General features: G+C 44.8%; 7 protein-coding genes and 2 tRNA genes. 1 reads left to right on the top strand and 8 read right to left on the bottom strand.

Going from position 1 to position 15,144, the window contains the following annotated elements; translation table 11 throughout:
- Positions 1-41: 41 nt before the first annotated feature.
- Both ileS and HXT41_RS00040 read right to left on the bottom strand, forming a co-directional pair.
- Positions 42-3,452, bottom strand: coding sequence for a mupirocin-resistant isoleucine--tRNA ligase (gene ileS, locus HXT41_RS00045; RefSeq protein ID WP_421788681.1), 3,411 nt, complete (start codon positions 3,450-3,452; stop codon positions 42-44).
- A 335-nt stretch (positions 3,453-3,787) separates the two neighbouring features.
- Complete coding sequence (locus HXT41_RS00040; RefSeq protein ID WP_421788679.1) at positions 3,788-4,090, bottom strand: type II toxin-antitoxin system RelB/DinJ family antitoxin; 303 nt, start codon at positions 4,088-4,090, stop codon at positions 3,788-3,790.
- A 174-nt stretch (positions 4,091-4,264) separates the two neighbouring features.
- Between HXT41_RS00040 and HXT41_RS00035 the strand changes: the two genes are divergently transcribed.
- Positions 4,265-4,555, top strand: coding sequence for an addiction module antidote protein (locus HXT41_RS00035; protein WP_016636961.1), 291 nt, complete (start codon positions 4,265-4,267; stop codon positions 4,553-4,555).
- A gap of 215 nt (positions 4,556-4,770) precedes the next feature.
- Here HXT41_RS00035 and HXT41_RS00030 read toward each other — a convergent pair.
- From HXT41_RS00030 to HXT41_RS00005, 6 genes are all read right to left on the bottom strand, one after another.
- Positions 4,771-4,843, bottom strand: a tRNA-Arg gene (locus HXT41_RS00030).
- Positions 4,844-4,886: 43 nt separating this feature from the next.
- Positions 4,887-5,207, bottom strand: coding sequence for an exodeoxyribonuclease VII small subunit (locus HXT41_RS00025; protein WP_004110585.1), 321 nt, complete (start codon positions 5,205-5,207; stop codon positions 4,887-4,889).
- A 48-nt stretch (positions 5,208-5,255) separates the two neighbouring features.
- Positions 5,256-6,662 carry an exodeoxyribonuclease VII large subunit gene (gene xseA, locus HXT41_RS00020; protein ID WP_421788823.1) on the bottom strand — a complete coding sequence of 469 codons (1,407 nt, stop codon included), beginning with the start codon at positions 6,660-6,662 and terminating at the stop codon, positions 5,256-5,258.
- 120 nt (positions 6,663-6,782) lie between these two features.
- A tRNA-Lys gene (locus HXT41_RS00015) sits at positions 6,783-6,856 on the bottom strand.
- A gap of 378 nt (positions 6,857-7,234) precedes the next feature.
- Positions 7,235-8,338 carry a class C sortase gene (locus tag HXT41_RS00010; protein ID WP_421788677.1) on the bottom strand — a complete coding sequence of 368 codons (1,104 nt, stop codon included), beginning with the start codon at positions 8,336-8,338 and terminating at the stop codon, positions 7,235-7,237.
- A 124-nt stretch (positions 8,339-8,462) separates the two neighbouring features.
- Positions 8,463-14,540, bottom strand: a complete 6,078-nt coding sequence (locus HXT41_RS00005; RefSeq protein WP_421788675.1) for a S8 family serine peptidase — start codon at positions 14,538-14,540, stop codon at positions 8,463-8,465.
- Between the last annotated feature and the right edge of the window lie 604 nt (positions 14,541-15,144).

Genomic DNA, 15,144 nt, shown 5'->3' with positions numbered 1-15,144 from the left:
ACCGGCACGCTTTGTTTAGTTAATTAGCTGTTAGTTGTGTTTTACGCACGCTTAAGAGTTACGCTAAGCTCAGTTGCGCTAGAATCAGCCTCAACAACCTCAAAGCTCGTAGCCAAAGTCTCCTCCGCAATCAAATCGCGGAACTGCTCAACTTTAACAACGTCCGAAGCTGGCACGCTCAAAGTCAAAGCGATTCGGTCACTAATATCCAAACCGTTCTCCTTACGGGCATCCTGAACAGCGCGAATAGCGTCGCGAGCGTAACCTTCAGCAAGCAAATCGCTAGTCAAAGCAGTGTCGAGCATAACGAAACCGCCAGTTGGCATTGCAGCAGAAGCAGTATTCGCAGCCGCTTGAGCATCCGAAGACTCAACGCGATTTACAAGCTCATACTCGCCCTCAACAAGCGCAACTTCGCCGTTTGGAGTCTGAACAACAGGAGCTCCAGACTCATCAACATGCCAATCGCCACTCTTAGAAGACTTAATAGCAAACTGCACCTGCTTACCCAAACGAGGACCAGCCGCGCGCGCATTCACCTTAAGCTCGTGAACAATCTTCAAACCGTGGTTGCTTGCGTCTTCCAAAGTGCAGAATGTAACATTCTTCACGTTAAGCTCGCGCTCAAGAACCTGCTCGTAAGGCTCAACAGCAGCAGTATTTTCTGCAACAACCGTCAAGTTTGCCAATGGCTGGCGTACGCGCAACTGTTCCGCCTTACGCAACGAAAGCGCAGAAGACACAACCTCGCGAACCTTATCCATAGCAGCAACCAAAGCATCGTCATGAGCAAGAACAGCACCAAGCTCAGTGACTGTTCCAGCCTTAGGGTTCTTCTCACCGTCTGAAAGAGTTTCAGGCTCCACCAAATAAGGCCAATCAGCCAAATGCACGGATTCGCCACCGGTAAGACCGCGCCAAACAGCCTCAGCTTCCATAGGAGCAAGAGGAGCAATCGTGCGCATGAACACTTCCAACACAGTGTAAAGCGTGTTGAAAGCAGTCTCGTCTTCATTCCAGAAGCGGTCACGACTGCCGCGAATATACCAATTCGTAAGCACGTCAATAAAATCGCCAACTGCTGCGCAAGCATCGCTAATCGCAAACGCGTTCAAGCACTTTTCTACGCGCTCAACAAGCAAACGCGTGCGAGCAAGCAAATAACGATCCATGTTGCAAAGTCCTGCAACCTCATCCGCGCGAAGGCGACGAGCGTCATAACCCTTACCACCGTTTGCAGCATTCGCATACAAAGTGAAGAAGTAGTACGAGCTCCAAACTGGAAGCATAACCTGACGAACCGTATCCCTAATGCCGTCTGCAGTCACAATCAAATTGCCACCGCGCAAAATTGGCGAAGACATGAGGAACCAGCGCATTGCGTCCGAACCGTACTCGTTGAAAACGCCGTTCACATCCGGGTAATTGCGCAAATGCTTACTCATCTTCTGGCCGTCGGAACCAAGCACGATGCCGTGGCAAATCACGTTCTTATAAGCTGGGCGGTCGAATAGAGCCGTAGCCATAATGTGAAGCGTGTAGAACCAGCCACGAGTCTGACCAATATATTCAACGATGTAGTCGCATGGGAAGTGCTCTTCGAAGAATTCCTTATTTTCAAACGGATAATGGAACTGCGCGAAAGGCATGGAACCAGACTCAAACCAACAGTCGAGAACATCCGTAATACGATGCATTTGCGACTTTCCAGTAGGATCGTCTGGATTTGGACGAGTAAGGCGATCAATATACGGGCGGTGCATATTCACATTGCCGTCGTCATCGCGCGGATAGTCGCCAAAATCAGCCTTAAGCTCTTCCAAAGAACCGTACACGTCTACGCGAGGATACTTTGGATCGTCACTCACCCACACTGGAATTGGCGAACCCCAGAAGCGGTTACGGCTAATCGACCAGTCGCGCGCGTTAGAAAGCCACTTACCAAACTGACCGTCCTTAACGTTTCCAGGAATCCAATTAATCTCCTGATTAAGCTCAAGCAAGCGCTTCTTAATCTTCGTAACAGACACAAACCAGCTAGAAACAGGCTTATAAATAAGCGGAGTTGCACAACGCCAGCAATGAGGATAGCTGTGTACATAGCTTTTTTCTTGGAATAACAACGCGCGCTGATCTTCCGGCATTTGAGCAAGCGGACCGTCTCCTGCACGCAAGTTACGCAAAATTGGCAAGTTCGCGTCGAAAACGTACAAGCCTTCGTAATCTGGACAGTCGCTTGTAAACTTGCAACCTGCGTCGAGCACGTCAACGCTGCGAATTTCGTGCGCATTAAGCGTGTTCATATCGTCCTCGCCGTAAGGAGCCTGGTGAACGAGACCAGTACCTTCAGCGGTGTCAACATAATCTGCAGTGAAAATCGTAAAAGCGTTAGGACCAGGAGTGCCACCCTCGGAAAGCGCGGAATCGCTTGCAAAGTATGGGAACACTGGGTAGTAGCGCCAACCAGCCATCTCAGCGCCCTTAAGTTCGCGCACAACTTCGTAATTTTCGCCAAGTTCCTTAGTGTAGGAGCCAAGCAAAGGCTTACCGATGTAGAACTTTTTACCTGCGAACTTGCCTTCAGTTGGGCGAACTTCCACGTAGTCGATGTCTGCGCCAACTACGATTGCGAAATTGGTTGGCACAGTCCAAGGAGTAGTGGTCCAGAATACTGCGTAAGCGTCGGCTTCGTCGCGAAGCTTAACGGCAACGGAAACGGTAGTATCCTGACGATTCTGGTACACATCCGCGTCCATGCGAAGCTCGTGGGCTGAAAGTGGAGTTTGGTCCTTCGGGCAGTACGGAAGCACGCGGTAACCCTTGTAAGCCAAGCCCTTATCATAAAGCTGCTTAAAAGCCCACATTACGGATTCCATGTATGGAATGTTCAGCGTTTTGTAACCGCGCTCGAAATCAACCCAGCGAGCCTGACGATGCACGTAGTTTTGCCACTCGTTTGTGTACTTCAAAACGCTGGCACGGCAAGCATCGTTAAACTTTGCGATGCCCATTTTTTCGATTTGCTCAACCGACTCGATGCCGAGTTCCTTCTGCGCTTCCAACTCTGCAGGAAGACCGTGAGTATCCCAACCAAAAACGCGGTTTACTTTGCGACCGCGCATAGTCTGATAGCGCGGAACGACGTCTTTTGCGTAGCCTGTGAGCAGGTGGCCGTAGTGAGGAAGACCGTTTGCGAATGGAGGTCCGTCGAAGAACACGAACTCGTTTTGACTACCCTTGCCGGACGGACGGTATTCGATTGACTTGCGGAAAGTGTTGTTTGCATCCCAGTATTGGAGAACTGATTCTTCAAGCTTTGGGAAGGAAGGATTTGGTGCAACTTGCGCGCCGGAGTTTTCTTGCGTTGATGCTGAAACACTTACCTTTGGGTATACGTGATTTGCGGACGTATTTTCGGACGCGTTTGCTGCTGGATTAGTGGATTCGCTCACTGTGCTCTCCTCGCTCAACAGGGTGAATATTTCCCTGCGAGGACGACAGTTACTGCCGCGGTACCACCTCGCTTGCTATAAGATGATTACGTAACGTGTATCGCAATGCATAACGCAAGTGCGTAACACAAATATGCAACGCAATCGAACTATTCCCATAGCCTCTCGTGTTTGGCTGTGCGGGCCAACCCCGTCGGTTCTAATAAGCTAGAATCTTACGATTCCTCGCCGTTCTTCCGAAAACTCCCCGCCGATAACGGATCATCGCTTAAGTTAGAAATAATCTAACACTATCCCCTAACATTGGGAATAATTTCGCGACTCGCGAATAATTTTCATGACATATTATCCAAAAATGCTTTAGCTTCCTTAGCATTGCTAAAAACAATACCGTCTTCAGAAATTTTGCCATTCATAATTTGATTAGCGTGATTCATAGCCTTAAGTGTTACCTCGTTTGGAACAGGCGTAACAAGTGACGGACTAATAGGTAGAGCTTGTTCACGTACTGCCTGCTTAAGAAACATGTTTAACGCAGTAGACATATCAAGACCTAAAGCATCAAATAAGACTTCTGCATCTTGCTTAGTTTTCTCATCTGTTCTGAAATTAATTCTTGCTACAGTGGAAACAGTCATAAAAACACCTTCATTGTCATAATTACATACATTATATGTCTATTGTACACATATATGTCAAAAAACAATATTATATCTATAAATTGTTGCTCTTTAGTATATAAGTTACAATTTCATATATATATATACAGGGCTTAAACAGGTAATTAAGACAATTACGCGAGGAACAATAAGATGGACAAGGTTACTTTTTCAACGTTTGACGCAAGTAAATACTTAGACACACAGGAAGCAATTGATGAATATCTTGCTATTGCACTAGAAGATGGAGATACTAAAACAGTCCAACTTGTTCTAAGAGATATAGCAAAAGCTCATGGAATGAGCAAACTAGCTCAAGAAACAAAACTTAATCGAGAATCACTGTACAAATCACTTTCTAAAGAAGGGAACCCATCATTTGCAACAATCTCGAAAATCTTAAAAGCACTAGGATTACATATGACACTTGCAGTGAATAAATAATAATCTTCTAATTAAATTTGCAATCCCCCGATACTAGATGCGCAAAGAGCCAATCAATCGCTTGATTGGCTCTTTGCGAACCAGACACTGCCTGGCTTCACCACTGCTAAATTATACAAAAGAAACTAATATTTATCAACAAAAAATAGGCAAACCATACACAGCACACAACATCATTGCACAAATATAAACTGCACAACGTCCACACATAAAAGTGCCCCGGATCAGAATCGAACTGACGACACCCACTTTAGGAGAGTGGTGCTCTATCCACTGAGCTACCGAGACAACAAATGGCAATTATACACTATGGCGTGTCACTGCGGCGCGCTTAATCCTCAAGATTAGACTGCGTGCCAGCCGTAGCCGCCGTCGCCGACTGCTCCGCCTGCGCCGCGTCCAACTTAGCGCGAACCGTGGCAAGCAAACCCTGCGCGCGCTTTGCCAACGCCTCGCCAATCTCCCACTGACGCATGGACTGATCTAGTGTCAAACCGCCAGCTTCCAACGCTTGAACCGCCTGAACCAGCTTTTCGCGAGCCTCTTCGTACGGCATCGTCTCAATCGCAGCGCGCTCTTCTTTCGTAAGTGTGCTTGCAAATTCTGTGTTTTCTGCTGATTCTTCCGCTTTTTTCGTTACTTTCTCACTCATATCTAACCTTTCGTTGCATCTAAATAAATATCTAAAATATCTAAAAAATTATTTACTTGACTTTTTACTTGGCTTTATGAAAGCAGACTTAGTAACAGCTGACTTTGTTCCAGTCACCTTGCCAAGAACCACGCCACTTTTAAGCGTAACTGTCATATCGTCGCCAACTTTCGCTAAAGCCGCATCGTCAAGCACTCGCCCACCACTGAGCTGCACAACAGCGTACCCGCGATTCAAAGTCGATTGCGGACTTAACGCAGTCAAGCTTGCGTGAGCCTTCTCAACAGTCAAACTCGCGTCGTCAAGAAGTCGCACCAAACCGTGACGCATTCGCTCAACAGCCTGCTCAACCAAACGCTCGTGCGGCTCAAGCATAGTGCTCGGGCGCGTAAGACTCGGGCGATTCGCATAACCTTCAACGAGACGAATCTCATTGTCTACGCGCGCAGAAATTCGCATGCGCATAGTTTGCAAAGCGTTATCAATAAGCTGCCACTGCTCGCGCACGTCCGGAACCACGCGCTTTGCAGCATCTGTAGGAGTTGAAGCGCGCATGTCTGCAGCCAAATCGATAAGCGTCCAATCGTCCTCGTGGCCTATTGCAGACACAATCGGCGTCGCGCACGCAGCCGTAGCGCGAACCACGCCTTCGTCTGAAAAACCAATCAAATCTTCAAAGCTACCGCCGCCGCGAGCAACGATAATAACGTCAACCTCCGGGTCCGCGTCGAGCTGCTCGATTGCGGCAATAATATCCGACGGGCACTGCACGCCCTGCACGTGCGCGTGAACAACTTTGAAACGCGTAACAGGCCAGCGCAAATTCACGTTCGTAATAACATCGCCTTCAGCGCGCGCTTGAGGAGCGCACACAAGTCCGATGCACTTAGGAAATTCCGGCAGCGGAACCTTATTTTCAGCGTCAAATAAGCCCTCGCCCTTAAGCTTTTTTCGCAACTCGTCAATTTGCGCTTTTAAGTCACCGGCACCGACGCGGCGGATTTCGTCTGCAACGAAGCTCAAACGCGTGGCTTTTACCCAAATATCCGCCTTGCCGTGAACGACTACGCGGTCGCCCTGGCGAAGTTCGCGCGCCTGCTGCACGAAATTGCTGAAGCCCATTACTGAAATCGACACTTCTTCATTACTGTCGCGAAGGGTGATGTAACCAGAAGAAGCGCGGCGCATGTTAATTTCGACGATTTGACCCTCAATCCACGCTGCTGGCCATCGTTCTACGGCACTGTGGAACTTTTGGCTTAAAACGGCAACAGGCCATGGATTTTCGGCAGTCGTGTCGGCGGCTTTTAGAGGGAGCTGTCGCGGCTGAGCTTGCTGCGACGTAAGTGATTGCAGCTGCGACTGAACTTGTTGCGACTGCGACTGTGCTAAATTTAGCAGCGGTTGTTGCGGCTGTTCAAGCTGGGCATCATCCTGAAATAATTGCGGCATCATATTTGACGAGGTCATGTTTCCAGCTTGACTGCAAAGAGGGACAAACGCGCGCTGCTGCATATGCGTAGCGGAGGGATTAGATACGAAAAAACCCAAGCGATGAAGCTTGGGTTTCGCTTGTGCCCCCTCAGGGATTCGAACCCTGGACACGCTGATTAAGAGTCAGCTGCTCTAACCAACTGAGCTAAAGGGGCGTTGGTTATCTTGGCTCGTTTCGCGAACCGAGTAACTACTATACTCAGAATGAGCTTGCGCGCAAGCCGGCGTGTCGCATTAGTGTATCGAGAAGCAGCACAGCGCGCTTCTCGATACACTAATGCGGTAGCGCTTGCTCAATGTGGAAAGCCCAGTGCTCTTTCCACGCAAGCGCGCACACGATTACGCTTTCTTTATATTCCTAAGAAAGCGTAATCTGACGACCAATAATCCAATAAGACACAAATATAATTGCCTCGCTTTTCGCTTAATGCGTAGCGCGAAAAGCGACCCAATGCGGTAGCGACGACTCAATGCTGAAAGCACAGTGTGCTTTACGTGCGCGACGACTTGCTTGAGCGCAGCATTGCGCGCGCTCAGGCAGGCAGTTCGCGCAACTTACGCAACATTTTGCGCGAAACCGCCAGCAAATGCCTGCCTTGCACACTACTCACACCATTCTTCTTTCGCAACGACGCAATCAGCATCATCGCCATCAACACCGCAGACATCACCATCGATATCACAAACAACGTCATCCACAACGACCACTGCATATGGTCGCCCGGCACGTTGGCAGGATCCGGCAGCACGCGATACCCCGTCACGAGCAGCCTTTGCGTGTTAATTCCATACGGGGTACACGTAATCAGCGTCGCCAAGTCGCACCCCTTCTCACGCCGCAGCAAACGAATATCGTTCGGCTCTACCACATTTATGCGAAACACTTTGTACCGAAGAGTCTTGCCTTGCACATCAAAATAGAAGTAATCGCCTTTTTTCAGCGTGTTTAAATCGTCGAACATTGTGGCATCCGGCATACCCGTATGCGCCGTCACAACCGTGTGCCTGCTTTTGCCGCCCACCGGCAAATCCGTGCCGTACAAATGCCCCGCTCCCATCGCGAGAGTATCTTGAGTAGTTCCATGGTAAATCGGCAGTCTCACGCCAATTTTCGGTATTTTCACGATGCCCATAATCCCCATCGGCTCACTAAGCACTTTTTCGTACTCTTTATATTCGGGAGTGTCCATGTAGTCGTTATTGCCGTTATACGGGTCCGCGCTAATAATCGCCTTGTGGCGAACGTTGTATTCACGCGCTTTTCCCAAAATTTCCGCGCGATTTTCTTTAGTCTTTTCCTTATTTAATTTGTCATACTCGATTGAAAGTTCCTTGGCAGCATGGTTGTTGACCAAAGTAGAAACCACAGGATAGCTGAAACACAAAATGCCAATAGTAACAAGCGCAATCGGCTCAGCCAGCTTGCGAAGTGTGGACATTGGTTTTGGGGAAGATTGCTCTTGTGATGATGAAGATTGCGAAGACTGCGTAGACTGCGCAGATTCAGTATTTTCGGAAGATGCAGCGATTCCAGAGCTTGCGGAAGATTCCGCACTTTTGGAGGACTTATTAGCGCGCATACGAGTCAGCCGCTTAAATAGCGCGCGAGCAGACTCTGCAAAATCAGCCAACTTCATAATTCCTCCAATAAATAAACAAGGAGCAAAGAGCACTCCCACCTTACTAAAGGATGAAAGTGCTCTTTGTTTATTTACTTTTTTATTTATTTACTTATTTTGTTTATTTACTTATTTTGTTTATTTACTTTCTTGTGTGCGTATGATGGCGGCGAGTTTTAAACGTTACAGCACCGCTTGCAAGCAGCACCATAAACGTCACAACCATGCCAATCACACTGCTACCAGTCATCGCCAAGTCAGAAGTCATCTTCTTGGCTGCAGACTTAGCGGCAGCCTGCTCCTTTTCAGCAGCGTTAGCATTCGCAACACTTGCGTTGCCATTGGAAGAACTTGCGTTGCCATTGGCAGCGGCATCGCCGGATGCAGCGGATGCGCCTGCATTAGTAGAATCCGCATCATCCTTTGAGGACGACTCCGAATTATTACTGGAATTACCTACAGTAGTGAAGGATTTTCCACCATGATTACCGCCGTGGTTAGAGCTGTGGCTACCGCCATGATTACCACCGCGGCTATTATTGTTGGTATCACCGCTGGCATTACCGCTAGTATTACCGCTAGTATTACCGCTTGCATTACCACTAGTGCTGCCACCGTTGTTGCCACTACCGTTACCGTGACCTGTGCTTCCACCTTCGCTATTACCAGTATTACCAGAGTTGCCAGTATTACCAACATTACCGCTACCATTCTGGTTCTGATTATTCTTATTATCAGAATCAGTTTGGCTGCCACTATCAGAAGAAGCAGAGGAAGATACAGATACCCCTCCAGAAGCAATCTGGTTACCATTTGCATCCATAAGTAAGATTGTGTGCTTACCTGAATATCCGCTAGGAATCAAAGCCTTGAAATAGTACTTACCGTTTTCATCAGTATGCACTGTCACATATTCATGACCATCTTCACCCTTAAGATCCTTAGGATCAGAGTAAATGAACGCATACATGCGATCACCGGATTTGGCTTTCTTCACAGCTTCAGGCTGTCCAGAAACATAAATCTTTACTTCCTTTCCAGCTGTGACATTCTTGGTTTCTAATCCAGCAAGAGACTTTTGGATCTTTTTTGTAGAAGCAGGAGGAATTGGTGCAGAATCAGTTTGAGTTGACTCATCCTTGGTTCCTGAATTACTTGGCTTCGTTGGATTCTCACCAGGCTTCACACCATTCTTCACCGTGAATGTATATGCAGTAGCTCCATTTGCATTATTACTTGCGTCGCTTGCTGTATTACCAGCAAAATCGGTCGCCTCAATAGTGATAGTGTGAGTACCATCAACCAACTTCTTAGTAGGAATCTTCAACGTTAATGTTGTAGAACTTGGCTTATCTGGAGTTGGATTATCGTTAACCTTAGAAACATCCACTAATGTGTCCTCTACTGCTGTAGTTGGAAGATAATTTTCCGTATACGCTACTGGATGACCATCAACTATAACGCGCAAAGACTTCAAATTATCATCTTCTGCTTTAACAGTAATTTCGTGACCATCAGTGATTTCTTCGCCTTCAACCAAACCTGCTTTAACAGTAGGATCAACTTCATCAAGAACAACTGGAATCACACCAAGTAAATGAGATTCAACCTGATCACTTAAGTGCAGCAGCAACTTATCACCATTGTCTACTTGAATGTCAGTTGAGAATCGGCGACGAGTTGTTTCTTTACCATTCGTGTCCAAAGTGTAGAAATCACCTACAGAATCATTATTAATTCGCAAAGTTTGGCCGAAAGCATCATCTGATACATTTCCACTGAAAGTCACTGTGTCACGATTGGTGAACAACGTGTGACCATACAGTTTTGGAGTATCGAAATGTGCTGTTGGAGGCGTAATGTCGAAGTAGAATGCTGCAGGAGTATCGATTACATTCGTTTCATCGTCTTCATCAGCATCTTCGTCAGTTGATTTGGTGTTCACCTGCAAGCGGAAATCATTTATACCCGGATGCATTGGAAGCTTTACACTAAACTTTCCGTTCTTAATTTCAGCACGCAATGGGTTTGGAGTTACAAGATTCTTAGTTGTAGCATCAAAACGCGAAGCTGGAGTAAACACCACGCTAGTCACTTTGGAACTCACATCACCTTGAGCAACAAAGTAATCAGAGCCAATAACGTCTGGACCATTATTCTTCTTATGAATTAACCACGCATAAGAACCCATAGAGCCAGCATTAGTAAGCATGAAATCTTTTGTTGCAGCTGCAGGTTTAGGCGTAGGAGTTGAACGACCAGCGAGAGCCAAACCTATAGTTGTAGTGTTTTCAGCAGAATCAGTAGCTACAAGAGTTACCATAACAGCTTTAGCGGCAGGAGTAATAACTGTTTTGAAGCTACCGTCTTTACCAACAGTTACTACTTCTTCAGTTTCTTTACTAGCTGCAGCTATATCTGCTTGCTTCACATTTGCATTAATATTCGCTGCTGAAGTTGTATTAGCACCAGAAACAGCTTTAGTAGTAGATTCAGAGGCAGAACCAGAAGCATGATTGTTCACAGAACCAGCAACTGCATTAGCTGCAGTAGTGTTGTCAGCAGCCTTTTGATAATTAAGCGTTAGCTTTACAGTATCTCCAGGAGTATCAGTTACTTTACCAGCAACAGTTACTTTACCATCTGCAGCTACAGGCAAATTACCCTTGTTGTCAAGACCATCAACAGTAATCTTAGGTGTTTGTGCATTAAACTTTAAAACAAGTTTCTTATTGCCAATACGGTCACCCTTACTATCAAAAGCTTTAAGCATCACAGTATTTTCACCATTTTTCAGTGGCACAAACGCATAGAAAGTATTCTCACCCTTGCGCTTTTTAGCTAATTTGACTTCCTGCTTTTTACCGCCTTCAGGAGTCACATAAGCTTTTATAGAAGCAACATCTTTAGTGAGATATCCCTCAAGATAGAACTTACCATTAATATCTGGGTCGGTCTTACTTTCTTCTAGAGCATTAACTTTAATTTGTTGAGAAGTAAGTTTTTGTTCATTTGGAATAATAAACTTCTTGTTCTTCTTAGATTCTTCTGAACCATCCGGTTTCTTCACAGCATATGTGTCGAATACCTTTTTAACCTCAGTTGAATTCATAGCATTGTCTCGAACAAGCACATCTATGTATTGAGCTTCATTACCAATGTGAATAGTCTTGCACACTCGCGTACGAGTTGCTTCATTCAACGGGCATTGAGTGTCTTCATCACCATAGTTCAAGGCATCCTTTACACCAGGAAGATGAATAGTTGGTACGCCAGGATCAGGGCTTAACTCATCACTAATAACAATCTTCACATTGCCGTTAGCATCACGATCAGATACTGTGACTTTAGGTCCATGATTATCGATTGCTACCTTCATGTCATAAGTTTGCCAATCAAACTTATCTCCTAAGCGAGCTTGAATACGATACGTGTACCATCCATCAGGAAGAATGTCAAACCTACTTGTTTTTGGATTCCACACAGACCCGTCGAAATTTCCAGCTAAACCATCGGTTGCTCCAACATTAGAAATAGTAGAACGATTCACGTTGTGTTCTGTTCCAAGAACAATCTTAGTTTTATTATGTGAATCCAACACAGAATATTTTACTTCAGATGCACCGCGGAATATAGCCATAGATGGAACAACATAATCCATCCAGCCATCTCTATTTGCAGGTGAAAATTCGCCAAGTACATAAGGCTTCGTTTCATTATTAACCGGAAGTTTACCCATAAAACCAGCTACCGAAAGCAATGATGTCGTAAGATCACTGTGGCTTGCACTATAGCTTTCTCCCGGTTTTACCATTATAGGTTCATCGTTCCAATCGCCAACAAAGCCAAGATATGGCACAGAAACATCTGGCTGAGTATCAGTAAGCGATTCAAATCGCGCCCAACCTTCAATATAATGATTGCCTTTAGAACGATTTGGGCTTAACGTAAACTTAACATCAGCGGTTTTGTCAGGCTTTACCGTAACTTCACGCGTTTTTGATTGCAACGTTTCAGTATCACTAATAGAGGTTACTGTATCTTTATTGGCCTCATTAGACTCATTTACAACATCCTGATCTGGGACAGCAAATTTTACTGGAGTCTTACCATAATTATGCAAAGTAACTGTAAAGTTGCGATTAGAATTCACGTTTTTAAGAGCAACGTACGAATTGCCGTTGACTGTTGCAATCACGTTAGTAGCAACAGCTTTATCGACCTGAGCTAAACCAGCGCCAATTTGACGAGGAGCGTAAGGAATTTTCCTACTATCTGCAGAATCTTTATGTCCAATAATACTTGCTGTATTCATTAATGCTTGGCTTACACGAGTAGCCATTTCAGACTTTTTAAGATCAGGGAAACGCTTCTTATAGCTTTCCATCACTAACGCTGAAAGACCGGAAACGTTTGGAGCAGCCATGGAAGTACCAGACATGCTGGTGTACTTATTTCCATTCTGCGTAGACCAAACATTACCACCGATACCAGCAATTTGAGGTTTAAAATCAAATTCTGGAGTTGGACCCCAAGAAGTAAAGCTAGAAGGCTTCCCATCATCCGGATTGGCGATAGTAACGAATTGTTCAGTGAAAGCAATCTTTACTTTCTCACCATTATCTAATGCTTTTTTAATTTCTAATGCATAAGAACGAGGAATAGACGCACCAAAGCAACCTTTGATTTTGTCCAATCCACCCATTCCTATGAATAAGGATGAATCTTTGTCGTGATTGTAAACAATCACACCTTTAGCACCTTTAGAAATCGCATTATTAAACTTTTCAGTAAAACTGATATCGCCACGTTCTACGAGAGCATATTTACCTGTAAGATCAAGATCTTTAACATCAGCTTTAGTGGCTTTTTTAGCATCCATAAGTTCATGCTGAGATAGTGCATCCGTTAAAGAACCAATAGAATAGCTGTACGGCAAAGTATGTGACTTGCCATCTTTTCCAACCCAATTTGCAGACTGCTGAGTAATATTTGAATTTTCTACAGAAGCAACGCTGAAAGCAGAAGGATAAGAAGATGGTGAACCAAGAGTTGCATCATCCCACTTACCTAGAACATCGTCTATGCCACCACTTTCAGAGAAGTTCAAGCCGGAGTTTCCTGCAGAAATAACTGGAAGCACACCAGCTTCGTGAGCCTTCTTTAAAGCGAGAGATGTAGCATTAGAAGTTCCACCAAAACCGTTATCTGATCCGAGAGACATGTTAATAACATCAGCACCAAGCTTTACAGAATCCTCGATTGCAGCAACAATATCAACATCACGAGCACCATGCGAACCCGGCACGTTTGAGAATACTTTCATAGCAAGCAGCTGAGCGTTTGGAGCTATGCCATCAACACGATTATGTTCAGATGCAGGAGCACCAGTCTCATCGCCGTTAGCAGCCACAATACCAGCTACGTGCATGCCATGCTGTTCCGCACCCGAGTCTGTGAAATTAGTATTTTCATCAGCGTAATTGAAACCTGCAGGCACTTTGTCAGTAGTGTTGCCTTTACCTGTTGGTTGTAATCGAAGATGCGTCTTAGCTGAAGCATCAAGCTTCATATCTTGGTGAGTTGGATCTATGCCCGTATCGATGATGGAAACCAACATACCAGTGCCATCAAGATGATATTTTTTAAACGCAGCTTGCACACCTTGCAAATTACGTGCAGTATTTTCCATTGGATGATATAAACGTTCTTTTGCGACAGAAACTACACCTGGCTCACGTTTCAAATCTTGAACGTGTTTTTCAGGGAGAGTAGCTTCAAAAGCACTCATTAAATAACCAACTTGGCGACGAACCGTCATATTGTACTTTGACTTTACGCGGTTAATTAAAACATTCTGCTCATGAATGTTGGCTTTTTCGTCATAATTCGTGAGTTTCGGATGATTATTTTTCAACGTAACAACAACAGTCACTTGAGCATTTGAATTTTTATTAAATTGATCTTTTTTACTGTAATTCTCAAAAGCTTTAGCAAGAGTTGGATTAACATGGCGTAAATCTTCTATAGACTTAATCTCACTATTATCTTTTAAAGATGAATCAAGCATCTTAGAGACAAGTGTATTCTCATCTTTTTTAGTTTCATTATCATTTTTTGCAAATGCCGCAGGAACTGTACCAAGCGGCACCATAAGCGTCGCCGCGGCCACACTTAATGCTGCTAAACGAGTCAGATATGACGTTCGTTTGAACTTCATAAACATACTCTCCTTCAAAATGGTGGTTGTTATCCCGGAAAAATTTCGGTTCTAGCTATCACAAACTCATGCCAGCAGCCAAAATCTTTCATACTGGCTGCCAAAATTTTTCATGCGGGTGTAAATATTTTTGTTACGCTAGTTTGAATCATTTCCGCTAAATATCGCATAAGAGATATACCCCCCCCCCATGCAAACAGCAAATAATGGTGTATTTTTGCAAGTGCAACAAAATATTTTTCATATACTCTAGCACTTGTTTAAAGAGAAAAAATTTTTTTAACTTGTTAATTTAGCAAATAAAATTTGAAAAATTTGTATTTAGGATAGAAAAAATGGCTAAATTACGCCATTTCCTCGCAAACACTTTTCCACAAGTAACATGTAAAAAATCTGTAGTTAACATATAATTTACAGAATTTTTCAACAACCTTGCATTTTGACAATGTTTTTTAAAAAAATATTGCTGGTTTACCAACTAATGTTAGTACGTTGCGCAATATAAACCGTAAATTTTTCAGCCAACCGACGATATGCGCAAATGACCTAAATTTTACGCTCGCGCGAGAGTTATCTCACGTTTGGAGGGATTGCGCTACTTTAG

The sequence above is a fragment of the Gardnerella sp. DNF01189 genome (assembly GCF_049244195.1).
Classification (GTDB): domain Bacteria; phylum Actinomycetota; class Actinomycetes; order Actinomycetales; family Bifidobacteriaceae; genus Bifidobacterium; species Bifidobacterium swidsinskii.
The sequence above is the reverse complement of the archived record's forward strand: the minus strand, read 5'-3'. Positions and strand labels throughout refer to the sequence as shown.

Excerpts from the sequence above, each read along its gene's own strand:
- HXT41_RS00040 (WP_421788679.1), bottom strand. The coding sequence starts at position 4,090 with ATGACTGTTTCCACTGTAGCAAGAATTAATTTCAGAACAGATGAGAAA.
- HXT41_RS00035 (WP_016636961.1), top strand. The coding sequence starts at position 4,265 with ATGGACAAGGTTACTTTTTCAACGTTTGACGCAAGTAAATACTTAGAC.
- HXT41_RS00025 (WP_004110585.1), bottom strand. The coding sequence starts at position 5,207 with ATGAGTGAGAAAGTAACGAAAAAAGCGGAAGAATCAGCAGAAAACACA.
- xseA (WP_421788823.1), bottom strand. The coding sequence starts at position 6,662 with ATGATGCCGCAATTATTTCAGGATGATGCCCAGCTTGAACAGCCGCAA.
- HXT41_RS00010 (WP_421788677.1), bottom strand. The coding sequence starts at position 8,338 with ATGAAGTTGGCTGATTTTGCAGAGTCTGCTCGCGCGCTATTTAAGCGG.
- HXT41_RS00005 (WP_421788675.1), bottom strand. The coding sequence starts at position 14,540 with ATGAAGTTCAAACGAACGTCATATCTGACTCGTTTAGCAGCATTAAGT.